The organism is Streptomyces sp. NPDC051104, assembly GCF_040682835.1.
GTDB classification, from domain to species: Bacteria; Actinomycetota; Actinomycetes; order Streptomycetales; family Streptomycetaceae; genus Streptomyces; species Streptomyces cynarae.
Genome location: NZ_JBFBBS010000026.1, coordinates 19,119 through 44,924, shown reverse-complemented (window position 1 = coordinate 44,924; position 25,806 = coordinate 19,119). Strand labels below are relative to the sequence as shown.

At 69.4% G+C, this 25,806-nt stretch carries 12 protein-coding genes and 2 pseudogenes; 8 read left to right on the top strand and 6 right to left on the bottom strand.

Annotated elements, in window-relative coordinates:
* Positions 1 to 32: 32 nt before the first annotated feature.
* Positions 33 to 3,413: a type ISP restriction/modification enzyme gene (locus AB0N14_RS28045; RefSeq protein WP_366028492.1), complete on the bottom strand. Its 3,381-nt coding sequence runs from the start codon at positions 3,411 to 3,413 to the stop codon at positions 33 to 35.
* 269 nt (positions 3,414 to 3,682) lie between these two features.
* Here AB0N14_RS28045 and AB0N14_RS28040 point away from each other — a divergent pair, with 269 nt between their 5' ends.
* Positions 3,683 to 4,549, top strand: a complete 867-nt coding sequence (locus AB0N14_RS28040; protein ID WP_366028491.1) for a helix-turn-helix transcriptional regulator — start codon at positions 3,683 to 3,685, stop codon at positions 4,547 to 4,549.
* Entirely contained in the window at positions 4,546 to 4,731 is a 186-nt protein-coding gene (locus AB0N14_RS28035; RefSeq protein WP_366028490.1) for a DUF397 domain-containing protein, read from the top strand. The genes AB0N14_RS28040 and AB0N14_RS28035 overlap by 4 nt, the downstream gene beginning before the upstream one ends.
* Positions 4,732 to 4,782: 51 nt before the next feature.
* On the opposite strand, the gene AB0N14_RS28030 is transcribed toward AB0N14_RS28035, so the two are convergent.
* From AB0N14_RS28030 to AB0N14_RS28010, 5 genes are all read right to left on the bottom strand, one after another.
* Entirely contained in the window at positions 4,783 to 5,925 is a 1,143-nt protein-coding gene (locus AB0N14_RS28030) for an EcsC family protein (protein ID WP_366028489.1), read from the bottom strand.
* A 33-nt stretch (positions 5,926 to 5,958) separates the two neighbouring features.
* On the bottom strand, positions 5,959 to 9,915 hold the full coding sequence (locus tag AB0N14_RS28025; protein WP_366028488.1) for a DNA methyltransferase: 3,957 nt from the start codon (positions 9,913 to 9,915) through the stop codon (positions 5,959 to 5,961).
* Positions 9,915 to 12,881: a helicase-related protein gene (locus tag AB0N14_RS28020; protein ID WP_366028487.1), complete on the bottom strand. Its 2,967-nt coding sequence runs from the start codon at positions 12,879 to 12,881 to the stop codon at positions 9,915 to 9,917. The genes AB0N14_RS28025 and AB0N14_RS28020 overlap by 1 nt, the downstream gene beginning before the upstream one ends.
* A 33-nt stretch (positions 12,882 to 12,914) precedes the next feature.
* Positions 12,915 to 19,208, bottom strand: a complete 6,294-nt coding sequence (locus AB0N14_RS28015) for a protein kinase (RefSeq protein WP_366028486.1) — start codon at positions 19,206 to 19,208, stop codon at positions 12,915 to 12,917.
* Positions 19,209 to 19,923: 715 nt separating this feature from the next.
* The gene (locus tag AB0N14_RS28010; protein ID WP_366028485.1) at positions 19,924 to 20,289 is read right to left on the bottom strand and encodes a hypothetical protein; all 366 of its coding nucleotides are present in this window, start codon (positions 20,287 to 20,289) and stop codon (positions 19,924 to 19,926) included.
* 27 nt (positions 20,290 to 20,316) lie between these two features.
* Here AB0N14_RS28010 and AB0N14_RS28005 point away from each other — a divergent pair.
* From AB0N14_RS28005 to AB0N14_RS27980, 6 genes and pseudogenes are all read left to right on the top strand, one after another.
* Positions 20,317 to 20,763, top strand: a pseudogene (locus AB0N14_RS28005) (serine hydrolase domain-containing protein); the annotation flags it as partial.
* Positions 20,759 to 20,887 (top strand): annotated as a pseudogene (locus AB0N14_RS28000) (hypothetical protein); the annotation flags it as partial. The pseudogenes AB0N14_RS28005 and AB0N14_RS28000, both read left to right, overlap by 5 nt.
* A gap of 429 nt (positions 20,888 to 21,316) precedes the next feature.
* Entirely contained in the window at positions 21,317 to 21,811 is a 495-nt protein-coding gene (locus AB0N14_RS27995; RefSeq protein WP_366028484.1) for an SH3 domain-containing protein, read from the top strand.
* Positions 21,812 to 22,036: 225 nt separating this feature from the next.
* Entirely contained in the window at positions 22,037 to 22,849 is an 813-nt protein-coding gene (locus tag AB0N14_RS27990) for a DUF2690 domain-containing protein (RefSeq protein ID WP_366028483.1), read from the top strand.
* A gap of 195 nt (positions 22,850 to 23,044) precedes the next feature.
* The gene (locus tag AB0N14_RS27985; RefSeq protein WP_366028482.1) at positions 23,045 to 23,635 is read left to right on the top strand and encodes a hypothetical protein; all 591 of its coding nucleotides are present in this window, start codon (positions 23,045 to 23,047) and stop codon (positions 23,633 to 23,635) included.
* Positions 23,636 to 23,934: 299 nt separating this feature from the next.
* Positions 23,935 to 25,698, top strand: coding sequence for a phosphatidylglycerol lysyltransferase domain-containing protein (locus AB0N14_RS27980; protein ID WP_366028532.1), 1,764 nt, complete (start codon positions 23,935 to 23,937; stop codon positions 25,696 to 25,698).
* Positions 25,699 to 25,806: the final 108 nt, after the last annotated feature.

The window sequence follows — 25,806 nt, the reverse complement described above, 5'->3', positions numbered from 1 at the left end:
GGGCGCCTTCTGCTGTGAGCTTCGTGCTCGGGTCAGCTCGGGAAGTCGAGGGCCCCCTGGCCGGGCCCCGGGCTGCGGCGGGAGGGGCGTGGTGGCTTCGGTTCTTTGGCCGCGTGGGGAGGCACGGGCAGGATGCCCTGCTCCCGGAGATCGCCGATGGTGATGAGGGGGCCGTTGCTCACGGCGTCCAGGAGGCGGGTCTGCTGCGGCTCGAGTGCTACGAGGAGGCCGAGCACGTTGATGAGGTCCAGCAGGTCTATGGTCCACCGGGCCGGCCAGGTCGGCGGCAGGATGTCGTTCAACGGGGTCTGCCGTTCGACGTCCGGCTTGCTCTTGCGGAAGCTGAACCACTTGCGGATCACCTGCACCCCGCCGATGCGGTAGTCCCAGACTTCCGGTGCCACAGGATGGACCGCCCCGGTGCCCACCGCGAGCGTGCGCGTCGTCGGGTCATAGGAGATGCTGTCCGGCAGCCCGTCGTCCTCTCCGATCGCGACGCTGCAGGTGGGTTGCTCTGCCTGGGGCAGTCTCGGGGTCTGTCCGGGAGGGCGGCCGCGTGAGGCGGAAGCGAAACGCTCACCATACGTGTGGATCCACACGGTCCGCCTGCCCACCTCCACGACCTCTTCCCACAAGGCCGAGTCACGAGTGAGTGGGATACGGGTTCCACGTTCAGCCAGGTGAGTGGCGAAGCGGCGCGTGTAGCCGCTGTGGCCGGCTATGCCCGCGATGTACGCGAAGAGGTCTTCGGCGGTGACCGTCACGCCGAGTGTCTTGGTGAGGAGGTGCAGCAGTCCGGGGGTCACGTTTGGTTCCGGTAGTTCGGGGTGCCGGTAGAGGGGGGCGATGCGGCCGCCTTCAGTGCCCTTGAAATGATGCATGTCGGGTATGAGGGCGGTGAAGGTCACTGCCGGACCTGGTCGACCTGACTCGGTGTGAAGTTCGGACAGGTAAATCTGGCGGCGGTCGTTGTGGGCGAACCACAAGGCCGGTCGTGGATAGTCGATCACCCTCCGGTCCGCGATGATGTACTGCTGGTCGAAGGTCATCCGTCCGTATCGGACGATGACCGGCACCGTCTCCTTCTCGTCGGCGAGACTGCCCTTCTCCTGCTGGCCGGGCAGGGGTGCTTCCGGCTTTTCTGGACGGCGATCTCTTGTGCTTTTCAGCAGTGTCGCCTTGGCCGCCGCCGGAGCTTGGACGAGCGTTCGCCAGCGCTTGCGCAGCACGTCCTCGCTGGGTGAGACGGGCCAACTGCGATTGTTCTTGTTGCCGGAGCTCGTCCAGGGCAGCAGGGCGTCCACTGGGGGCATGGCGGTCCACTCAGAGGCGGATGTGACGTGAAAGGGAGCGGTCCACTGCGTCGGACAGAGCTGCCAGGAAGCGCCGTTACTGTGGCCCTCCACGCTGAGTCCTTCAAGCCAGTCGAACTTCTCCTCGCGCGTTCCCGCGGGTAGGTCGAGTCGCCACACCCGCGCCGGGTTCTTCGGGTCCGGGGCGCCCTGGCGGACGAAGACGGCGATGCAGATCTCGCGCTTCACGTCCTGGAAGACGCGCGTGCGCGTCTCGGAGAAGGCGCCTTCGGGGGAGAGACCGATGACCCAGCCCTCGTCGGCCGCCTCGCGCAGGTAGTGGCGCATACCGGCCGCTCCCTCACTGTCCAGATAGCCGGAGTTGGTGATGAGAGCGACGACTCCGCTGGGTGCCTTTGGTGCGCCCGAAGCTGTCACCTGGTCGAAGACCTTCCAGGTGGACCATGCCCAGAAGTACACGTAGAGGTTGTCGAGGGCGTATCCGACGCGCCCGTTGTCCTCGGGGTGGAAGCGCGCGAGGATCGGACCCTGATCATTCGGGTTGCCGTCGGTGACCCAGCGTCCGACCCCCGACTGCTTCGCACCCCGGAGGTAGGGCGGATTGCCGATGACCACCATGACCTTCTCATCGGCCTTGACCTTGTTCGCCATGCGGCGGTGCCGGGCGATCGCCTCGTACATCAAGCCCAAGTGGTGCTCGACGGAGGGATCATCGAGGGTGTCGGCCACCAGAAGCCGTGGTGGCTGGCGCGTGACATCGGCATCGTGAGCCTGGAAGGCGTGGTGCACACGGAGTTCGGCCACCGCGTACGGCCCGGTCTGCTTCTCCAGTCCGACCAACCGTTTCGAGAGTTCACGAAGGAGCCCGGACTTGAGAACGCTGCCGTACTTCAGCGCGAAGTTCTTGGCGACATGGTCGATGATGTTGATGAGGAAGGTACCGGTGCCCATGGCGGGATCGACCACGGTCACGTCCTCACTCCCGTACCCGTCCTCCTGGCCGAGCCGGTCACGCAGCACCTCGTCGGTGAACCTCACCATGAAGCGGACGACTTCGCCGGGTGTGTAGTACGTCCCCGTTCGCCGCCGCAGCTGCGGGTCGTAGGCGCTCAGGAAGCCCTCGTACAGATGGAGGTAGGCGTCCCCCGTCTCGTCCTTGAACATCTCGGGATCGACGGCGGATATGACATCGATCAGCGTGTCGATGACTCCTCGGAGATCATCGAGGGCTTCGTCGGTCAGGACCGCCAGCGCCTTCCCCATCAGGGAATGCCGTTTGCCCAGTCGGACGGCGACGTCGGGAAGGGAGAGCTTCTCCAGATCGATGCGTTCGAGACGGGCCAGCAGGATGGCGAAGGTCAGCGTCTGACTGTAGTGGTCGGCGAACTCCGCCGGCTGTGCGTCGGGAAAGAGCAAGTCCTTCCAGTTTCCGGCGAGGATCGAGAAGGCGGCGTCGGCTTGCCCGTGTTCCTCGCGGGTCAGGCGTTCGGCGACCTCGTCCCGCAGCAGGGCGCAGATGCCGGCGATGCGCCGGACCAATTCGTCGATACTGCCGTGGATGACGGGCGCGGGCGTGAAGAAGTGCGTGAGCGCGCGCTCGAATCCGTTGTCAGCAACGACGAGTTGGCGACGGCCGGTGTCAAGGTCCCCCAAAAGGCGCCCGGTCGGGCCGAGCTGCACGCCGAAACGATAGACCGCCCAGTGGTATCCGTCGGTGTACAGGACGTTGGGGAGGGCCTTGATCTTCTCCCACTGCTTCCGGTCATGGCTCTTCGGGGACCACTTCTGCGGCTCGACTCCTCTTCCCGGCTGTTTCAGCTCGACGTGCCCGATGGTCCTCCCGCCAGTGCTGATGGCGAAGTCGGGTCGTATCCCGAGTCGCTGGACACGGCTCTGGCCGTGGGCGATCAGCTTCATGTGCTGCCGGGCGGCCATACCGCACAGCAGATGCTCGACCGGTGTGGTGAGGCTCTCCTCCTTGCTGCTGACCGCCCCGGCGGGACCTTGCAGCTTCGCCCTGACCTCCCGGCCGAACTGGGCGACGAGGTCGGCGACCGATCGAGTGGTGCTCTTTCCTGTCCGGACGTCCCCTTGCGACATCGGCCCCCCAAGGCACTGCGCACGCACGGCGATCAGACCCATACAGAATGCCCATGACAGAGCAAGCGGCAAACGCCCGCACTTGTGGCGCAATAGCAGCACACATCAGTTCTTGAGGGTGCATCGGGGCGCGAACCGGGAGCGCGACCCGTACGGTGCGTCAGCGTACGGGCGCAATCGGTGGCCGGTACGGCCATCGTTCCGTCACTCTGGGTGCTGTCGATCGCGGGGATGCAGCACAGTACGTACGCACCTGGAGGTGGCCGCGGATGACGAACGGTGGCGCGGACGAGAGCGCTGAGCTTGCGGTGTGTGAGGTGGAGCGGGAGCCCGACCCGTCCGACAGTCTGCGGACGTTCGGGGCTGTCGTCCAGGCCCTGCGCGAGCATGCCGGGTTGAGCAGAGCGGAGTTCGGGGAGCTCGTCTGCTACTCAAAACACACCGTGGAGTCGGTGGAGTTGGGGAGGAGGATGGCGGACGAGTCATTCGTGGAGCGGGCGGAGGAGGCGACGGGGAACACGGGGGCGTTGAGGAGGTCGGCGCAGTTTCTGACGCGGGGTGAGGCGGGGCTGGCGGCTTGGTTCCGGCGGTGGGCGCGGCTGGAGAGGGTCGCAGTGAGTCTGTGCACGTATGAGTGCCGGTTGGTGCCGGGGCTTTTGCAGTCGGAGGCGTATGCGAGGGCGCTGTTCGAGAACCGCATTCCCTTGCTCACTGACGAGCAGTTGGAGGCGCAGGTTGCAGCGCGTCTGGAGCGGCAGAAGATGCTGTACGAGCGGCCGACCGTGCCGTTCCACTTCATCGTCGAGGAGTCCGTCTTCCGGCGGCGGCTGGGCGGTGTTGAGGTGCAGCGGGGCCAGCTGGACCACGTGCTGGAACACACGGCGCCCCGTAATGTGACGCTGCAGATCATGCCGACCGATGCCGAGTTCCACTCCTGCATGGATGGCCCTCTACGGCTGTTGGAGACGCCCCAGGGTCGGCGACTCGCGTACTCGGAGGGGCAGGAGAACGGCCGCCTGATCGCTGACGCGAAAGAGGTGAGCCTCCTTTACCAGCGCTATGACACACTGCGGTCGCAGGCCCTGAACCCCCAAGACTCGCGGGGCCTGCTGGAGCGACTGCGAGGAGAGCTATGAGCACGACCGAACTCGCCTGGTTCAAGTCCAGCTACAGCGGCAGCTCCGGCGACGACTGCGTTGAGATCGCCGTCACCGAGCAGGCCGTCCACGTACGCGACTCCAAGGACGTGACGCGTCCTCGCTTCGCTGTGGGGCGAGAGGGATGGTCGCGGTTCGTGGGGTTCGCGGCGGGGTCCTGAGCCGCGTCGTCCCGGCGGTCGCGTGGTCACGTTCACCGCCGGGACGACGGGTCAGTGGAGGTCGGGTCCGCCCGCCTCGACGATCTCGTCGAGCACGCTGATCTCCTCGTCGGCGTCGTCCGGCGCGTCGGGGTCGTCGCCGAGAAATGGTCCGGGTGCCTCCTCGTCAGCGAGATGCGGGTACTTTTCCAGGAGGAACCGCCGCCGGTACGCCAACTCGGCGGCGTCGACGATTCCCTCCAGAGTCGTCCAGTTGAGGGTGCCTCCTACGACGATCCCGAATGCGGGTACGGCCTTGCCGAGGCCCTTCTTGGTGAGACGAAAGCCGAACGCCTTCGCGAACTGCGTGGAGACCTTGGTGACGACTGACTCGCTGAGGACTTCCCACGTCTTGCCGCGGAAGAGCGCCTGGGTGAGCCGCGAGATGTCGGCCATCGCGGCGTTCTTGGCGGTGGCCGAACTTGCTGTCCCGACGTTGACAACAGACATCACGAAGAGCTTCTCGGCAGGCTCTTCGGGGTCGTAGCCGTAGAACAGCGAGACATGGCCGACGGCGCGGGACGCGAGTCCGAGGACGGCAGCGGTGTCGGCGGCAAAAGCGCCCGCGATCGCACCTCCCGAAGGCGCTGCCGCGGCGCCGGCGGAGGCGGCGAGGACGAGCTCTCCTCCGGAGATCACAAGTCCCGCACCGGCTCCCGAGAGCGCCGCAGCGGCCGGGTAGTACCAGCTCGCCGCCCGTCCACGGACAGCGTCGATCTGCTGGAGGTCGAGGCGGCGCAGGTCGAAGAGCGACGCGACGTCGTGCCCGCGCTTCTTGTGGAGCGCCACCACCCGCTTGGAGGAGAGGCCCGCTCGCGAGACCCGTCCCACCGTCCGCCGCATGGACTGCAAAGCAGTGCCGCTCCAGTCCGGCAGGGCGTCGGCGGCTCCGCGAGCCCCGGCGCCGACCTTCTGAGCGCCCTTGGCGACGATTTCCTGACCATGCGAAACCGCCGATTGGGCCCGTGGGTGGTTCTCCAATTGCTTCGCGGCGCGCTTGCCGAGTTCCGCGACGCCGTTGGCCACATGCTCGCCGGCGTTACTCATCGCTCGTGACAGTGGGCGGCCCTTGAACTGCTGGATGGCACGCCATGCCTCGAGCTCGTAGTCCGATGGGGTTCGGTCGGGCTGCTGCGGGTAACGCGGGCTGCTCATGGTCCGTGGCGCTCCTGTCTCTGGGGCGAGCTGTCAGGCGGGGTGGCGAGGGCCGTGGCCCGGGGGCGGGGTGAGGGTGGAGGTGTAGTTCTCGCCGTCCACCAAGGGGTTTTCGAGGCTGACGCCGGCTGCGGCCATGCGGTCGTACTCGGCGAGGATCAGTTCCTTGGTGCGGTAGGTGCCGTACTTGGCCTCGTCCTTGCGGCGGACTATGGGGAAGGTGTCAAGGATGTAGTCGACGTCGTTGCGACTGACGTCATAGAGGTGAAAGAAGAGAGCGTCGAGTTCGGAACGAATCACCTGACGGCGAGATTCATCCCATCGGAAAGGTGCACCGCTATCCCCCATTTCGCGAGCGAATGGTGCCATGTCCCATGCTGTGTAAACGAGTTCAAGAACTCGGGTTCTCAGAATGTCGCCATGAGCTTTGAGGTCTTGCGGAGACGGCACAGGGAGCTGACGTAGATAGATCATGGTCAAGTGAGTTCCTGCAACCTTTTGGCGTGCTACGTAGTCCAGCCCGAATGACGAGAGGGCTGCCAGTAGCAGAGGAGAATCATGGGGGTTGTTGACGGAGGCCAGTGGAAGCGTGTTGGCAAGCGCGGCCCGTGGAAGCAGCGCGGCAATCACTGTGCGCTCGTCAGTTGATCGGCAGATATCCCGCCAGCCCATCATCCAATTGATATCCCAGCGGCCCTGAAGTCGATCATCCACTATATTCTTGCGTACCCAATAGCGGGGTTTGGCCACCTTGTCGGGTGTGGCGTGAAGGGCGTCATCGACTTCCTCGTAGGTGAACCACCTGTGATCGTAGTGGTGGATCATTTTCGCCTCATAGACCTTGTACGTGTCTATGGTGCCCTGGTCGCCGTTCATTAGTTCGTTGGCTGCGTGGGAGAGATGCAGGACCTCGACATACTGGAATCCCCAGGGGTTACCGTCGGAGTTTTCCTCCTTGATGAGGACTGGGACGCGGCGGTAGATGCCGAGGGTGATCTCGGCGTCGCGGCGAGAGCGGAACACGGGGCACGTACCCGTGTTGGGGTTGAGGACGGTGATCTCCTCCGGAGTGAGAGTGAATGTCTTGTCCCCGTCATTCAGCTCCGCCGGGTCATGGAGAAAGAAGGCGAAACGTGCGGCCGGTTCGTGCAGGCTGCGGCCGGTGAGGGACAGGATGCTGAACTTGAACGAGCGGTGCACACCAGGGAAGAGAGGCGATGCGTTCTCGAAGTCGTACAGTGCCGCGATCGATCCGTTCTGCACCAGTTCCTTGAAGAAGAACTGCGTCGTCGCGTCCGTCGCGATGCCCGTCGGCACGATGATGCCCATGCGGCCCAGCGGTCCCGTCATCACCCGGTCGGTCTCGGCAAAGACGGCGTACGTGTTGATGTCGCCACGCCCGGTGAGTGGGTAGCGCATCGACAACCGCAGAAACTGACTCTCGCCCTCCGACTGACGCTTGGCCGCCGCGAACTCGGCGTAGAGGTCGGGGTTGGTTTCCGGCAGGGCCGCGATCAGGCGCTTGCGGGTGGCCGAGTTCGCAGCGTTGGCGATGACCACATCGCGCTGCGCGAAGAACTCTTGTTCCTGCAGCTTGATGCGCTCCCACGGCGGATTTCCCAGCACGCACGAGAAGCCACCGGCCCACCCCGTACCCGGATCCACGTCGCCGTTCGCAGCTTCGGAAACTTTGAAGACTTCCGGGAACTCCAGGTGCCAGTGGAAGAACCTGTACTCCTGCGCCAGCCGGATGATCTCCTCGTTCGTGCTCACCGGAATGCCAGCGCCCGCGCTCTGGAGGTCGCGGAAGACCCCTTCCGTCACCGGCGTCGGTGCGCCCTGGACCTTCGGCCAGACGAAGGCCGCACACCAGGCGTCGGCGATGTGCAGCGCGCGGAGGTAGTCCGCCGACTGCTCCAGTTCCCGGAAGCGGCTCGACTGGAGGCGGACGTCGTGCAGGGTGTCCGCCGAAGCGGCAGTGATTTCACGCAAGCTCGCTGCGAACGCCGCGTTCGACACCCAGATGCTCTCCTCCGTGTGGAAGCTCAGCTGTCCGCCGCGCTCCGCCGCATTCCGCTTCCTGATCGCCGCCGCGATCTTCTTGTCGTCCCCCTCGATCGGCTTGAACGCGTCGTCGGGGATGCCCTTCGCCAGCAGCGCCGGCGTCGCCCCGATCAGCGCGTTGCCGTGCTTGATGTGGGCGTCCAGGAAGCCCAGCGGCTTGCCCGGTTCCAGGGCCTCCAGCCACAGGGACACCTTGGCCAGCTCGACCGCCATCGGGTTGAGGTCGACCCCGTAGATGCACCGCGCGACCACCTCGTGCAGCGCGTGCCGTACCGCGTCGATCGTCGGCTCCGGGTTCTGTTCCCGCACCGCAGCGACCCGCTTGGCGATCCGCCGGGCCGCCGCCACCAGGAAGTGGCCCGAGCCGCAAGCCGGGTCGCAGACCGTCAGGCTCAGCAGTTCGTCGACGATGGCCGGGCCCGGGTCCGGCTGTCCCGAGCGCGTTGCCCGAATCTCGCCCCGCTTCACCGCGTCGTCGATGACCGGGTCCAGCGCCGAGTCCAGCAGGCACTCGATCAGCGAGGACGGCGTGTAGTAGGAACCCGTCGTCTTCCTCGCGTTGCCCGCCAGCTCGACCAGCTCGAAGGTGCGCTCGGTCGCGTTGTGCTTGGGGACCAGCTCCAGCAGGGACTCGTAGATGGAGCCCAGCTCCTCCGCGTCCAGATGCCGGTAGTCCACCACCCGGTTCCGCTTGGTGCTCGTGTCCCGCACGATCGAGAGTGCCCGGACCGCCTCCAGCAGCGGCTCGTTCGACAGGGACAGGCGGTGCAGGACCTTGTCCGCCTCCGTGTCGTCGAAGATGCCGCCCAGGCCCGGCAGGCCCAGCTCCGGCAGGCCGTCGTCGTTGCCCAGACCCGACAGCACGAAGCGCAGCGCCTGGTACAGGTCGCCGTGGGCCGTGCCCCGGCGTCGCTGGGCGTGCCGGCGCAGGCGGGCCGAGGAGAAGTACGCCGCGTACCGCTCCTTCGCCGTCTCGTCCGCCGACGGGGACAGCAGGACCTCGCGGTCCTCGGCCACGAACAGGAACAGGAGCCGGTAGACCATGCGCAGCAGCGCGTAGTGGAAGGTCTTCACCTCCAGCGACTCCCGCAGCTCCCGGTTGTCCGGGTGCTTCAGGAAGCCCGTGCCGAGGGTCGTGATCGCCCGCTGGACGCCCTTCCTGAGCTGGTCCAGGGCGCGTGTGCCCTGGGCGATCGCCTCCGTGCGCCACTTCTCCAGCCAGCACGTCGACGGCGCCGCGTCCTCTGCGACCTCGAAGCGGGACTCGTGCAGCAGCCGGTACAGCAGTACGAACTCGCTGAACAGCTCGCCGTCGAAGATCGCCTCCAGGTCGAACTCGACGTACGACGCCGTGGCCAGCGCGCTGGAGTCCCGGAGCAGGCGGACCTGGCGGCCGTTCGTCAGGATGCCCCACAGGTGGGCCTCGGTCCGGTTCAGGCACTCCTGGAGCATGGACTGCGGCGGGACCGTGCCCGCGCCGCCCGGTCGCTTGTCCAGGTTGGCGTTCCACGCCACCTGGTGAATGAGTGCGTGCTGCCAGCGGTGCGAGACCTCGAACCGCTTCTCCGCGTCCGAGTCGGCCGTGACGCCCTCCGTGCCGATCGGCGTCAGGCGGCCGAAGCCCAACTCCCGCCACAGCGGCGCCAGCCAGTCGGCACCCGCTCGGCCGGTCGGGTCGGTCGTGGGCAGGCCCGTCTCCCGATCCTCGGGGAGGTGCTTGCGCAGCTCGCGCCAGAGCGGCTTCAGGTACTCCCAGCTGCGCTCGGCCTCGTCCCGTACCGAACGCGACGACGGCAGGCCGTAGTCGGCGGGCTTCGAACCCGGGACGTCCTTGCCCTCGGAGATGCGCAGCAGCATGTCGGCCGGCAGCAGACCTCCGACCGTGTGGACGGCGGTGAACACCTGGTTGCGAGTCGTGGCGGACATCAGGCGGACGCTCCAGAGACAGCAGCAGGGGCGGGGGAAGAAGCAGCGGGGTTGGCGGGCAGGTACAGGTACGCGCCCAGGACGTCGGCCGGCTTCTGGGCCGTCACCGACAGGCCCCGGACGATCTCGCCGGAGGCCTGCCGCACACGGCGGTGCGAGGCGTCCAGCTCGGCGGCCAGTTCCTCGCCGTACGTCTCCAGGTAGCCGTTCGCATCCGGGAGTTGGGCGAGGATGCGCTTCATCATGCGCTCGCCGAAGTGCGGGTCCGTGTTCTCGGACGCCGTCGCGTCCAGCAGCGCCGCCGCACGCTCCTGCGACAGCCACACCGCGTTCTTCGGGGAGCCCTCGAAGGCCAGCAGCCTCGCGTCCTCCGCGACCAGTTGCTTCTCGCCGCTGCGCGACGGCAGGGTCAGGTGGAAGCGGTAGCGGACCAGCAGCAGGGTCGTGCGCGTCGTCACCGCGTCCGTCGTCACCACACCGCAGCGGCGTGCCGGGCGCGCGCCGTCCGCCTGGGCGTCCAGCGCCGCGTTCAGGACGTGCGACGCCAGCGCGCCCACCACCGGGTCCGTCCGCACCAGTGCCGCCTCGCCCCGCGCCACCGCCGGGTCCGTCCGGAACGGGATCGGGCGGTCCTGCTCGATCACCTCCGCGCCCACGGCCGTCGCCAGCGCGTCCCGCAGGCCCGCCGGCGTACCGCCCACCTGGGCCGTGAAGTCCTCCGACGGGTCGGCTCCCCGCAGCACCGCACCCAACGAGCCCAGCGCCTCCCGTACGAACGTCCTCACCTCGCCCGTACCGCCCAGCGCGTCCCGGATCGCGGCGACCTCCCTGGCCACCTCCTCCGGGTGAATCGACCGCTGCGCGAACCGCGAACGCGACGCCTTCTCCCGCTCTGCCGCCGAGTTCCAGTCACTGTCCAGCTTCGCCGTGCTCACCTTGAACGCGTCCGCGCTGAACAGAGCGTCCTCGTTCTCGCGGCCGCGCATGAGCAGCCACTCCACGATCGCGTCCGTCACGCCTGTGGACAGCTCGTCGGGGACGGACACCGAGATGCCCAGGTCCTTCTTGATCTGGCGGTGCTTCTTGATGAGGACTTCGAGGACCTTGCCGTCGATGCCGTTGTCGTCGCCGTACAGGGTGATGACGCGGACCTCGTCCCGCTTCTGCCCGTACCGGTCGACGCGGCCCTCGCGCTGGTCGTGGCGGGTGGGGTTCCACGCCAGGTCGTAGTGGACCACGGCGTCGAAATAGTGCTGGAGGTTCACGCCCTCCGACAGGCAGTCCGTGGCGATCAGCACACGGCGCGCGGCGGCGTCCGCGCCGGCCTCCGTCGCCAGCGCCTCGATGTTGTCGATGCGCTGCTGCGGCGACAGCTCGCCCGTGACCGCCTTGACGACCGTCTTGGCACCCAGCGGGCCGCGCTTCTTCGTCTCCGGGTCGTTGGCCAGCTGCTCGGCCAGGTACTTGGCGGTGGGGATGTAGCGGCAGAAGACGATCGGGTTGTAGCCGTCGGCCAGCAGCCCCTTGAGGTGCTTGATCAGCGCCTTCAGCTTGAGGTCCTGCGCCGGGCCTTCCAGCTCCTGCGCGCGGTCGGCGAGTTCGGCCAGGCGCGAGCGCGGGTCGTCGGTCTCGATCTCGGCGCCCGGTGCTACGTCCATGCCCTCCATCGAGTCGCTGTCGGCCGCGTCGCTGTTCAGCGGGGCGCCCAGCTTGTCGGCCTCCTCCGCCGAGGACGCGACCGCCGCCGCGGACCTCGTGCGCAGCGTCTGCGCCGCCGCCCGCGGGGACGACACCAGCGAGCGCAGCAGCGCGATCGCCGACCACCACGCTATTCGGGCCTCCCTCCGGCCCCGGCCGTCCGCCTCCTCCACCCGCTCGCTCGCGTAGGCGATCGCGTCGTCCAGCAGGGCCCGGTACTCCGGGGACAGCTTGTACGTCTCATCCTTGAAGTAGCGGTCCGAGGGGAGCGCGGTGCGCTCGGCGAGCGAGTCGTCGGCCAGGCCGTCCTCCTTGGTGAGGTACTGGCGCACGTCCGCGCGCTTGCGGGCCACGAAGTGCTGGGCCAGCAGCTTTCGGCCCGCGTCCGACTCCAGGTTGACGTGTGCCAACTCGGGCTTGACCAGGCCCAGCAGGTTGCGGAATGCGGACTCCTTGCCGCTGTGCGGCGTCGCCGTCACCAGCAGCAGGTGCCGTTCCGCGTCCTCGGCCACCCGCCGCAGCAGCTCGTAGCGCAGCTGGTTCTGCGTGCCGGTCTTGGTGTCGTCGGCAGCCACGCACGTGTGCGCCTCGTCGACGATCACCAGGTCGGGGCAGTGCCGTACGAAGTCGTCGCGGTGACGGGTGGACTTGATGAAGTCCGTGGAGACGATGACGTTCGGGTAGCGGTCGAAGAGGGACTGGCCGAGGTCCAGGCCTCGCTCCAGGCGAGTCACGGTCGATGACAGCACCAGCTCCGCGTCGATGCCGAACTTGCTGCGCAGCTCCTGCTGCCACTGTTCGGCGAGCGCGGGGGAGCACAGTACCGCCAGGCCCGACGCCTCGCCCTGTGCGAGGAGTTCGCTCGCGACCAGGCCCGCCTCGACGGTCTTGCCGATGCCGACGTCGTCGGAGATCAGCATGCGTACCGTCTTCTGACGCAGCGCCATCAGCAGCGGGACGAGCTGGTACGCGCGGGGTTCCACCGCGATGCCGGCCAGCGAGCGGAACGGGCCCGCGCCCGAGCGGAAGCCGACCCGCAGGGCCGTGCGGAGCAGGCCGGCCGCGCGCTGGTCGCCGAGGTCGCTCGGTTCCGGCGTGGCGAACCGGGCCTCCTCGACCGTTTCGAACGCCGGGAAGACGGCGGCGACATCGTCGTCCGAGCCGCCTAGCGGGCGCAGGACGAGCAGGTCGGGCTTGCTCTCGGGGAGCACCACCCATTCGCGGCCGCGGGCCTTCACCAGGGAACCTGCGGAGTACGTGAGTGCCATGTGTGTTTTCGAGTCCTCAGGAGAAGCCGGTCGTCAGTTGGCGGTCGGCGTGCCGAAGTAGCGGGCGTTGTCCGTGGCGATGGCGTCCCAGTCGGCATCGTGCGGGAAGCGGACGACGTCCCAACTGGCGTTGAAGAGGCGGTCCTCGGCGTCCTCGTCCCGGAAGGTGTCCTGCTCCTTGCCGGGGGTGTCGACGAAGACGGCCACGTTTCCGCCCGGGAGCCGGTACACGAAGTCGGGCATCGCGTTCGCCTCGGTGAGGAAGGGTCCCGCCTCGTCCGGCAGGTGCAGTCCCCGCGCCTTCGCCCAGCCCAGGAAGTCACCGCGCGCGGCCAGTTCGGCGGCGACCGAGGCCTCGACCGCCGCCGGTGCCGCCGGGGTCTGGTCGAGCAGCCGCCGGTACTGCTCCGACCGCGACTCGCCGCGCGACTCGCGCTCCGCCCTCGTCGAGCCGAACCGGACCAGCAGGTGCCGCGCCGAGTGGCGGTTGATCAGCGCGTGGTCGAGCTGATTGCCGTACGTCAGCAGGCACTCGTAGCAGCCCAGGGCGCAGGGGCGGTCCGGGTGCGGGCCGCCCAGGTCGGTGCCGTCCTCGTCGAAATGGCAGATCGACAGGGCGTACCGGGCCGCCTTCGCCAGGGCATCCGGCTCCGCCTGGAGGCGGCGCAGCACGCCCGCGCCGCCCTCGGCGGCCTCCATGAACAGGAACCGGTTGCGCGGTCCGCCGTCCGGCGGCAGCAGCTCACTGGACAGCTCGGCGTCCTCCAGCTCGAACGCGGCCTCGATGCCCCGCTCCAGCGCGTACATCAGGGACAGCGCCTCGGGCTCCGGCAGGGCCTCGTCGAGGGTGATGACGAGGATGTTGCGGCGGTCCTCCACGTACGGGATGACCCGCTTCTTGCGGCGCCGCTCCTTGCCGTCCTCGTCGACCACCGGCAGCTCGCTGGAGTCGCCGGAGGCCTCCGCGGCGTCCTTGTCGTTCATCCAGCGGCCGTCGGCGAGGTCGAGCCAGTAGCCCGCGGGCTCGTCCTTCTTGGCCCGCACCCGGCCGAGGTTGGTGATGCGGACGGTCGCCGAGTCGCCGTACGCCAGATCGGCCAGCGACGCGCCCGTGGCGTCCGCGACGGAGGCGTTGAGGCGGCCCTTGCGGGCGCCGTGGTCCTGGAAGCGGTACGACATCTCCAGGCGGAAGCCCGCCCGGCGGCGCTCCTCCTCGTCGGAGGAGATCCGCTCCCGGCGCGTCGTGTACACGGTGTGCAGTTGCAGCAGGCCGTGCGTGGCAGCGCCCAGCGGTTCGTCGCACATGTGGCAGCGGTCCTGCCGCTCCGCCGGGTCGTGGTGGTAGCCGCACTGTGCGCAGCGGCGGGCCTCGCTGGTCGCCAGGTCGCCGGAGGAGTCCGGCGGCAGCTGGATGCGGGTCACCTGGTAGCGGGCGCCCTCGTGGTAGATGAGCGCGCCGGGCCCGAACTCGCGGATGGCGAGGAAGCGGGGACGCTGGAGGTAGTCGCCGTCGCCCCGGCGGCGGCCGATCGTCGGGATGTAGGCGGCCAGGGGCAGGCGCGGGAAGCTGTAGCCGGGCAGGAAACCCTCGGAGGCGAGGTAGCGGTAGGGGTTGAAGTCGGAGAGGACCGACTTGCTGTCGACGCTCTCGTTCATCAGCAGGTTGAGCTGAGTCTCCGCCTCACGACGGCGGGCGTTGGCCCGGTTGCGGTCGCTCTCGGTGAGGCTGTAGTCCAGACGCCGCTTGTTCTGGATGTACTGGTCGTCGAGCGCCGCGCGGAACAGCTGCCGCCACCGGTCGAAGGCCCGGTCGAAGCGCTCCGGCACCGTGCGGACCCGGTCCTGGATCCAGTCGTCGTGCCACCACGTGGTGTCGGCGAAGTCGGGCAGAAGCGGGCCGAGCACCCGCAGGGCCGCGTCCACCGTGCGGTGCTGCGCGGTCTCGTCCAGGGAGGCGTCGAGGATGTCGGGGAGCAGCTTCAGGGCCGGGTTCGGGCGGTCGCCGGTGTCCGGGTGCGACACGTCCAGGACCTCGGGTATCGCGCGGCCCAGCTTCAGGCCGGCCTCGGCGATCCATATGCCCTGCAGGTGGGAGAGGACCAGGTCCTCGTTGGCGAGGTCCAGACGCGGCGGGGCCACCGCGCCCGCCACCATCCGCTCCGAGCGGCGGAAGTAGTACTGGTCGTGGCTGTTGCCCGTCGCGCAGTACGTCGTCACCAGCGCGGGCTGGCCGCTGCGGCCCGCGCGACCGGAACGCTGGGCGTAGTTGGCGGGCGTCGGCGGCACATTGCGCATCATCACCGCGTTGAGGGAGGAGATGTCGACGCCCAGTTCCATCGTGGGGGAGCAGTAGAGCAGCTTCAGCTCCGCCTTGCGGAACGCCTCCTCGCGCCGCTCCCGTTCCTCCGGGGCGACCTGGGCGGTGTGCTCGCGGGCGAACAGCCCGGACAGCGCGCTCGCCGCCTCCTGGTACAGGTCCCGGAAGAAGGTGTTCACGCGCGGGCCGTCGCCACTGGGGTAGGTGCGGGTCAGCGGGTCGTGCGTGCCCGTCTCGCCCTTGCCGGCGCGCCAGATCAGCGACTGGGCCGCCACCCGGTAACCGGTCGTGGCCGGCGTCGTCGGCCTGCGGTAACGGCCCGCGCGCTGCGGCGCCTCCGCCACCTCCTTCACCAGGCCGTTGGCGGCCAGCACCTTCAGCAGTTCCGCGATGAGGAGCTGCAGATCGTCGGGGGAGAGCTTCTTGAACGAGGCGTCGGCGCGCTTGAGGTACTTGCCGAACTTGCCGCGCGCCGAGAGGAACAGGCCCGAGCGGTCCAGTCCCCGGCCCGAAGGACGTGGGTAGGCGGTGCCGACGCTGGGCCGATCGGAGGCCGACAGCACCCACGGGTCCACCAGCCGCTCCTCGCTCGCCCGCTGCAACGCGTCGAAGTCGTCCCGGAAGTACGACACGTCGATGGCGAGCGAGCGGCGCATCTCGTTGAGCAGCACCTTCATGATCTCGGCCCGCAGCGCCGGGTCGGCGTCCCGCAGCGCCGCGTGGGTGTGCGCCCAGCGGTCCTGCTTGTCCGCGACCCAGCGCAAGTCCGCGTAGTCGATCTCCAGCAGACCGGTCTGCTCCAGGTTGGGCATAGTGATGCGCCAGCCGCGCTCCAGGTCCAGGTAGAGCCGGAAGGCGACCACGTCGCGCAGTGTCTTGGCCGCCGACTTGGCGAGCGTCGGGGGCTGGTCGGCCTCGCCGGTGTAGTCCATGGGGCTGATACCGAGCGCGTTCGTCACCGCAGAGGCCAGCTCCTCATGGGTGAGGCCGTCCTCGCCCGCGTCCAGGGCGGCCCGGTACAGCGCCCCGCGCAACTGGGTGATCTGCACGAAGTCGTTGAAGTGACCGGCCTGGAGCGAGGCGTCCTGGCGGTTGTCGACGAAGGTCAGGAACTTGCGGGCCTCCTTGTCGAGGGCCTCCTCCGGCACCGACTTCAGGGACCGCACCACCGAGGCCGAGATGAGGGAGGTCGCCGAGGAACGGCCCTCCTGGTCCAGCGTCGCCAGCTTGGCGAAGTCCCGGCCGCGCGTCTGCTCGTAGGCCACACCGCAGTGCAGGCAGAACAGGAACGGCGACGGGATGAACGCGGCCTGCAGCTCGCCCCGGCCCTCGTAGCCGAGCGGGTCCACGGTGACCGCGCGCGGCACACGGTCGCGGTACGTCTTCCTGACCACCTCCTGGTCCCTGTCGTCCAGCTCCAGCCAGGACTCGGGCAGCCGGCGGTCGTCGACGGCGTACTGGACGCTGGACGGCCAGGGCCGCTCCTGGTCGATGAACAGGTAGCCGTCGCCCTGGCGTCCGCCCGTGGCGGAGGTGTCCCGGCGGGCCTCGTAGCGAACCTCGCCGTCCTTCTCGGTGCGCCAGACGGTCAGGTACTCCTGGCCGCACTCGCGGCAGAACGCCAGCGGCATCAGCAGCTTGCCGCCGCTGCCCGGCTGCTCCAGCTGGTAGGAGCGGGTGAGATGGCGGGAGAGCTTGTCCTCCAGGGTGACGTACACGGTGTCGCCCTTGGAGAGGAACTGGTGCAGACGGAAGGCGAACAGAGGACGGTTGGTGACCGGGTGCCGGGCTTGCGAGCCGGCCTCCAGAGTCGCCTCGATGGCCCTCGCGCAATCATCCTTGGCCACACCCGACTGCTCCGCCAGTTCGCTTGCCGCGACCTCGATCTTCGTGGGGCGGCGGCGCACCAGACGGCCCGTGTCCTCGTCCGTGGCGAGACCGAACCGCGTCTCGATCCAGCGGGCCAGCGGGTCGCGCACCAGATCGTCGTACGCGCGCGGCGGCGCCGGTGAGGTCAGGCGCTCGGCGGGGACGGTGTCGGGAGCCTCGTCCGTGGCGCGTACGAGCGTCTCGCCGATCACGTGCTCAGGGCTGACCGTCGTGCCGAACAGCCGGCTCGCCACGTCGGCGACCACCTTCTTCTGGTCCTCGACGGTGCCCTCGGTCGACATGGTCGCCGAGGTGCCGATGCACTGCACGTCGGGTGCCTGACAGGCCTCGCGGACCCGGCGGATCAGCAGGGCCACGTCGGCGCCCTGCCGTCCGCGGTAGGTGTGCAGTTCGTCGAAGACCAGGAACTCCAGGCCCTTGGCCATCTTGATGAGGCTCGCCCGGTCGGCGGGCCGGGTCAGCATCAGCTCCAGCATCACGTAGTTGGTGAGCAGGATGTCCGGCGGGTTGTCGCGGATCTCCTTGCGCTTCTCGTCATCCTCCTGGCCCGTGTAGCGGGCGAAAGTGACCGGCTCATGGTCCTGGCCGTAGCCGTCGCGAAGGTACTTCTCCAGTTCCTTGAGCTGACTGTTCGCCAGAGCGTTCATGGGGTACACGATGATGGCGCGAACCCGCTTGACTGCTTTCGAACCTTCGGAGTCCCGCTCATGAAGGACGCGGTTCACGATCGGAACGATGTACGACAGCGACTTACCGGAACCGGTTCCGGTGGTCAGCACGTACGAGGCACCGTGCGCGGCGGCGTCGATGGCCTCGCGCTGGTGGCGGTGGAGGGTGAGCGGCCGCCCGTCCGGGACGGTGCCGCCCTCCGTCTTGCCGGCCTGGAAGATGCGGGCGCACTCCGGGTGGAGGACCTTCTCCCCGACGAGTTCCGCGACGGTGCCGCCGCTCTGGAAGAACGGGTTGAGCGACAGCCATGGATCCGGCCACTGCGACTTGTCGTCGAGGTCCTTCTCCACGAACGCGGCGACGCGGTCGTCACGGATGACGGTGCCGCCCTCGGTGAAGTCGCGGTAGTCCTTGATGAGAGCGCGGTGAACACCGAACACGTCCATCGCCGTGCCGGAGGCGGTGACGGGCGCCGGTCGCGGCGACGGCGAGGACGGCGGGGGGACGATGCGGGCGGCCATGGCGGCCAGGGGCCGAGTCGGGTCGAGAGCGCTCCAGTGGGGAAGTCGCGGCGTGTCGCCGTCGCCTACGGCCAGCGGATACAGGGCGTCGTGGACGTCGGCCGCGCTCGCCGGGCGGTCGGCGGGGTCCTTGGCGAGCAGCCGGCCGACGAGACGGATCAGTTCGGAGGGAATCTCCCCCCGGATGACGCCGAGCGGCGTCGGCTCGGTCTCGAGGTGCTTGCGGGCGAGTTCGAACGGCGACTCGCTGACGAAGGGCGGTACGCCGACCAGCATTTCGTACAGCACACATCCGAGGGCGTACAGGTCGGCGGCCTGAGTCACCTGGCGGGCCTCGAACTGCTCGGGCGCCATGTATCGGGCGGTGCCGACGCTGACGCCGGTGCTGGTCAGCCGTGCCTCGTCCGGGTCGTCGACGATACGGCCCATGCCGAAGTCGAGCACCTTGACTGTGCCGCCCCGGGTCAGCATGACGTTCGCGGGCTTCAGGTCGCGGTGCACCACGTCGGCCGCGTGGGCCGCGCTCAGGCCGTCGGCTATCTGGGCGCCGATCGCTGCCACCCAGGAGATGGGCAGTTGGCGCTCCTCCTCGATGAGGTCGCGCAGTGTCTCGCCGTCCAGGAACTCCATGGCCAGGTAGGGCAGTCCGCCGTCCGCACTGATTCCACCGGCTATGAGGCGTGTGAGGTTCGGGTGCTCGAGGCGGCGCATGATGCGCACCTCGCGTGCGAAGCGCTCCACGGCCTTGCTGTCCGCGCCGGTGTCGATCAGGCCACCCGTACGGCGGCGAAGGATCGTCTTCACGGCGACCGGGCGTTCGGCGCTGCCCTCCGGGGCCTGGAGGTCCTCGGCCCGATGCACCTCCCCCATGTTGCCCTTGCCGATGACCTGTCCGATGCGGAACCTGCCATCGATCAGCTCTCGGCTCACGGGCTCTCCTCTGCGCTCATCTCGCCGTCCCCCCAGGGACTTGCCCCCTGCACCTGACGCCGCTTCGCTCATGTGGTGTCACAGTGCGCAGTGCGGTCCCGCGTACCGTACACGAGAGGGGTCATCTTTCATAGAGGTTCAATCCGTTGACAGTGTTAACGAGTCAGCTCTACGCTCCACCCGTGTAGTTGGGTTGGGGGGTGGACGAAATGCGGCATCCGGCGGCCGACGCCCAGGGCGCGCCCGTGACGAGAGCCGCGCCGGCCGAGCTGCTGACTCGCCTTCGGTGCGCTTCCCTTGACGGTGTGGTGCCGGACGGGGTGTTCGCGGCGCACGTGCAGCGGCTCGGGCTCGCGACGTCGAGCGGGAGCGGCTGCGTGAGGAGCTCGCCACGCTGGGCGCGCTCGTCCGGAAGTCGATGGTGCATGCACACATCGACCGTCCCGATGTGGAAAAGGTTGCATCAAAGCGTGGGGAAAATGTGTTCGCTCGACTCGCTCCCGTCTTGCCGCTCCTCGAGAGGTACGCGGACGCAGAGGGGTATGTGACGACTCGGGTCCTGGAAGGGGGCGTCCGACTGGCCGGGCTCAATGCGCGTGAGGCAGTAGCCCTTAGGGAGACGGCCAAGGTGCGGGAGCCTCTGTCGGTCGGGAAACCAGACGCCGAAAAGCGGCCTGACGGCACGGAAGGCCAGCCGCTCCACGCGTCCTCCCCGTCAGCCGCGCCCACGGACACCGGCCTTGGCGCTGCCATGGCCGCGGCCCGGGTGCTCCTGCATGAGGACCGCTTTCGTCGCCGACCCGAGGAGTACCTGCTCACGGCCGAGGAGGAGGTAGGACTCAGTGTGCTCCTGAGGGGCGGCGTCGACCGCGTGGATGGGGAACCTGACCAGGAGACGCTGAGCGCCCTGCCGCGGGACGACATCAGAGTCCGCGCGCGGGACTGCGTGGTCCTGCACAACCAGCGGCTCGTGCATTCCCTGGTGCGGCAGCACCTGGAACAGGGGCTGGACTACGAAGACCTCTTCCAGCACGGCGTCCGGGGCCTCCATGAGGGAGGCGCTGAAGTTCAACGCGACCATGGGCAACAAGCTCTCGACGTGCTCGTCGTGCCGGCGGCGGGCGGTACCGCGCTCGGAGCGGGCCGGTCGCCCGTCGTGACCGTCACCGCTGCCGAACCGCCTACGCCGTCGGCCTCGGGCGGGGTCCGGGACCTCGCCCCCGCCGTGACACGGCAACTCGACGAGGCCGTTCGGCGGGTCATGAGGGGAGGCGCACGTGCCCGGCGTGACCGTGGGGCTGTGGACGCCCACCAGGGCAGCTACGTACGGTCGTTCGGCGTCGCCGACCGGAGCAGCGGTCGGCGGATGTCGCCGGACCTGTACCTGCGGATCGGCAGCGAGACCAAGACGTTCACCGTGACCGCGCTGCTCCAGCTGGTCGATCGGGGCAGGGTGGCCCTGGACGACCCGATCGGGAAGTACGTCGACGGCGTACCGGGCGGCGACGGGATCACCCTGCGCCAACTGGCCGGTATGCGCAGCGGATTGTTCAACGGTGCCGCTGGCCGAGCTGTTCGGCTACGCGACCCGCCTGCGCAGCCGCACCCAGGGCCGGGGGACCTTCACCAACCGCCCCGCCGGGTACGCCCCGGCCCCGCACGGCACACCGACCCGGTAGTTCAACGATGGTCCCAACTCGGTAGCCCGACGACGGTCCCGACCCGGTAGTTCGGCGACGGACCCAACTCGGCAGCCCGACGACGGCCCCGACCCGGTAGTTCGACGACGGGTCAACCCGGCAGCCCGACGACGGTCCCGCCCCGCGCGTGGGGCGGGACCGTCCGCTCCGCACGTCCGCACGTCCACACGTCCACTCACCTCCGAACATCCGTACGTCGCCACGCCTGCGCCGCGCAGGCCCCACGCGCCTGCCGTGCGCCGTCGTGTGCGGCCCGCGCTCCGGTGGCTCGCCGCCGCCGGTCGTCCCACGGGACGTTTTCCCCTGTCCCTGGCACAACGGGACGGAATCCCCGGCCGTCCGCACGGAAACGCTGGGCGACATGAGATCACGCAGACCGTGATCGGCATCGTCAGCACGGAGGTTCCCATGATTCGCCGGACACTGCAGAGCGGCCTGGTGGCCGCGGTCGCGATGTTCGCGCTGGTGCCCACGGCCGCCGTCGCCGCCGACGGCGGCCGGCCCACCTCGGCGCCGGTCGTGCGGACGGTTCCGCACCGCCCGCACATCCTGCTCCCCGCCCCGGCCCGGCACATCCCGGCCCGGCACCGCGCGCACCGCTCCACACGGTGCTCCCACCCCGCCCGCCACACCCGCCACGTCACGCGCGTGGTCCACCACCGGCGCCCCGTCCGCCTCGTGGGACACGTCGCCACGCGCCACGTCAGGCTGAACGTCCGCTCCGGTCCCGGCTTCCGCTACCGCGTCGTCGGCCACGCGCACGTCAACGGCCGCCTCGTACTGGTCTGCAAGAAGAACGGCTCGTACGTCTTCGGCAACCGGCGCTGGTACAAGCTCTCGGGCAACCAGGGCTACGTCTCCGCCCACTACGTCCGCACGCGGGGCGCCCTGCCCTGGTGCTGACACCGCGACCGCTCTCCCCTCCAAGGGGCGGCCTGCCCGGTCACCACGTGACCGGGCAGGCCGTCGGTGTGCTCCGCCCCGGCTCCCGTTTCGCATTTCTCATACCGGTGCCGATGTGTGGCGGCACCGCACCCCCGGGAACACATCTCGACAACCAGGGCGAACCGCCCAAATAGGATTAGGTGTTGAGGGACAGGTCATGCGACAGCCCCAAGGATCCAGACCGTGAAGGCCGGCGCGGCACGCACGGCGGCGCCCTGCGGCCCCTCGGCCGCATCGCCCGCACCGCCCGCACAGACGGACGAGGCGTTCGTGACCACGCTGCGCGATCTGAAGGAGCGCACCGGTCTCAGCCTCGCGGCCCTCGCCGCGCGCACCCCGTACAGCAAGTCCGCCTGGCACCGCTATCTCACCGGCGCCCAACGGCCCCCTCGTTCGGCGGTCGAGGCGCTCGCCGCACTCGCCGGCGCCGACCCCGCACCCGCGCTGACCCTGTGGGAGGCGGCCGACCGCCCGCCGCCGGCGGACACGCCGCCGTACGACGGCCCCCCGCCGCGGACCGTCCGGCCGCGCCGGCTGCCGCTTTCGGCGGTCGCGCTGATCGTCACGGTCACCGCGGTGGCAGTCGCCCTCCTCGCCTCCGACCGCTCCGGTGCGCCGGGCGGACGGCTCGCCGCGGCCTCGCCCCGGTGCCGGGGCGACGCCTGCCAGGGGCAGCTGCCCGACGTGTCCGCCTGCGACCGGGACGCGCAGACCAAGAGCAAGGTCCGCGACACCTCCTATGCGGTGCGCCTCGAGTACTCCGCGACCTGCGGCACCGCATGGGCCGAGGTCGACGCGGACGCCTCCGACGCCCGCGTCATCTCCGTCCGCAAGGGGCGGGACGTGCTCTCCGCGGCGTATCCGGGAAACGGTTCCGGCGGCTCGGCGAGCCCCATGCTCGCCGTGACGTCACCCGACGACGTGGAGGCGTGCGCCAAGGTGGACGGCAAGCTGGCGTGCACCGGCCTGGACGCCGAGCCGGCCGAGGAGCACTGACCGCATGCCCGAGCCGGCCGCCGCCCCGGGGAATGTGCGGTCTGCACACACTGCCCCTGCCGGAGGTCCTACATGTTGTAGGGTTTGGCTCGTCCGTCCGCCGGTCGGTATCGGCCGGCCCGTTGTGCGCCGATCGGGGGATCTGTGCGAGAGTCCGAGGAGCCGTCACCAGCGGGCGGTCCGATCTTCGAACGCATGGTGGACCGAGCCCTCGGCCATCCGGGGATCGCGGCTGCGATCGGCGCCACCGATGCGGGAGCGGCGCGCGAGCGGCTGCGCACGCGGGCGCTGGAGGCGCGCGACCGCCTCGCCGGGATCGCCGCCGACGAGTACCACCACTACCTCGCACTGCGGGCCGCGGCAGCCCACCGTGACAGGCCGGAGGGGGACGGCGACGATCGTATGCAAAAAAGACTGCTGCCGGCGCTTGCGGTCCTGGTGCCGAGCCTCGGAGCCGCGGCCACGGGAGTGTTCCTGCTGTGCGGCTTCGGGCTGCGGGCCTTCGCCGTGCGCCCGCACATCGGCGATGGGCTCGTGATGTCGGGGGTGATCGCGGCCGTCGTGACGGCGGGAGCGGCCCTCGGGGACCTCGCCTGGCTCCTGGCGGCCCGCGCCCGGACCCGCCACGACGACGGCGACGACCCCACGGACCGCGATCCCCGGGTGCGCCGGGCCCGCGAGGTCTGGGAGCGCGCCCTGCTGGAGCGGGCGATCGTGCCGTTCCTGCTCGAACACGCGGACCTCGAACGCGCCGGACTGGAGCACGCCGAGGAGAGAGCCCCCTAGACAGCCCGTAGACTTCCAGGGGTTCTCGTACGGGTGAACCTGTCGGCCCCCCGGCGGCCGTTCCGCGCCGCCCTGCCGGGTTCGCGGGGAACGGGATCGTCCTTGCCGGACTCCTACCCTAGGAAAATCCACCGTTACCCCTACGAAATATAGGGTCGATGCGAGTGCTTCCGTCCACGCCGGTCGCTCCGGCCTCTCTCTCGTCAAGGTGAGTCATCGCGGTGCCCCCACAGCAGCAAGCAGAGATCGTCCAGCAGCGCGCCCGGCGCCCGCAGGGCGCGGCGGGGGAGGGCCCGTCCCTGCCCGCGCGCCTGGGTCCCGGGGCGGCCGTCGCCACGGTCTGGTACCTGCGGCTGATGGCCCTGCTGAACATCGTGGCCGTCGTCTCGCTGCCCTTCCGTGAGGAGGTGCACGAGCACAACGGTGGTCAGTTCTTCACCCCGTACCTGGCCACCGCCGGACTGGTCTCGGCGGTCCTCGCCCTGTTCCTGGCCATGGTCATGCGGCGCCGCAAGCGGGCGGCCTGGGTCGCGAACATCCTGCTCGCCGGCCCGCTGCTCGCGCTCTACGTGGCAGCCCTGACCCAGCACCAGTACAACCGGCACGTCTTCAACTGGATCTCCGCCCTGCTCACCGGCCTGTTCGTGGCCGCGCTGCTGCTCGGCCGCAAGGAGTTCCGGGCCGTGGGCGACCGCTCCAACCCCAAGCTCGCGCTGATCGTCGCCGCCTGCGGCATCGTCGTCAGCGGCGGCATCGGCACCCTGCTGGTGGACGCCACCAACAAGGCGCACACCGAAGCCTCGGCCTCTCTCGCGGACAAGATCGTGTACGCGCTGCTGCGCGGCGTCAGCGTCGGCCCGCTCGCCGACCACATCGAGCATGTGCACGCCCCCCGCTGGGTGGACATCACCATCAACGTCCTGACCGCGGCGACCTTCCTCCTCGTCCTGTACGCCTGCTTCCGCGCGCCCCGCGGCCGCGAGCTCCTCGGCGAGGAGGACGAGCGACGGCTGCGCGAACTGCTCGCCAAGCAGGGCGAGCGGGACTCCCTCGGCTACTTCGCGCTGCGCCGCGACAAGGCCGTGATCTGGTCCCCGAGCGGCAAGGCCGCCATCGCCTACCGGGTGGTCGGCGGCGTCACCCTCGCCTCCGGCGACCCGATCGGCGACCCCGAGGCCTGGCCCGGCGCCATCGAGGTGTGGCTGGAGGAGGCCCGTCGGCACGCCTGGACGCCCGCCGTCATGGGCGCGAGTGAAGAGGCCGGCACGATCTACGCCCGGCACGGACTGGATGCCCTCGAACTGGGTGACGAGGCGATCGTGGAGGTCGCCGACTTCAGCCTCGAGGGACGCGCGATGCGGGTCGTGCGGCAGGCGCACAACCGGGTCCGGCGCGCCGGGTACACCGTGACCATCCGCCGCCACGGGGACATTCCCGAGTCCGAGATGGCCGAGCTGATCGAGAAGGCCGACCATTGGCGCGACGGCGCCACCGAGCGCGGCTTCTCCATGGCCCTCGGCCGCCTCGGCGACCCCGCCGACGGGTGCTGCATGATGCTGGAGTGCCGCGACAGCGAGGGCGAGCCGCGGGCCGTGCTCAGCTTCGTCCCCTGGGGCGAGCACGGCCTCTCCCTCGACCTGATGCGCCGCGACCGCGACTGCGAGAACGGCCTGATGGAGTTCATGGTCATCGAGCTGCTGCTGCGCGCCCGCGACCTCGGCATCGAGCGGGTGTCGCTCAACTTCGCCATGTTCCGCGCCGTCTTCGAACGCGGCTCCCGTCTCGGCGCCGGCCCCGTACTGCGGCTTTGGCGGTCGGTGCTGACGTTCTTCTCCCGCTGGTGGCAGATCGAGTCCCTGTACCGGGCCAACGCCAAGTACCGGCCGGTCTGGGAGCCCCGCTTCCTGCTGTTCGAGAACACCCGCGACATACCGCGCATCGGTATCGCCAGCGCACGGGCCGAGGGGTTCCTGACCGTGCCGAGCCTGCCGTCCCTCCCCCGCCGCCGGCACGTCCCGGCCGCCGGGGGACAGCCGAAACCGGCTTACGGCAGCGGCCGGTGACGGCTGAAGGTCATTGAGCGGCAAAGTCCCGGGTCCGCGGTGAGACACCGCGCCCGGGACTTCGTACAGATGGGGAGGGGAAGCCCCCCGCGCCGCCCGCCCCTTTCC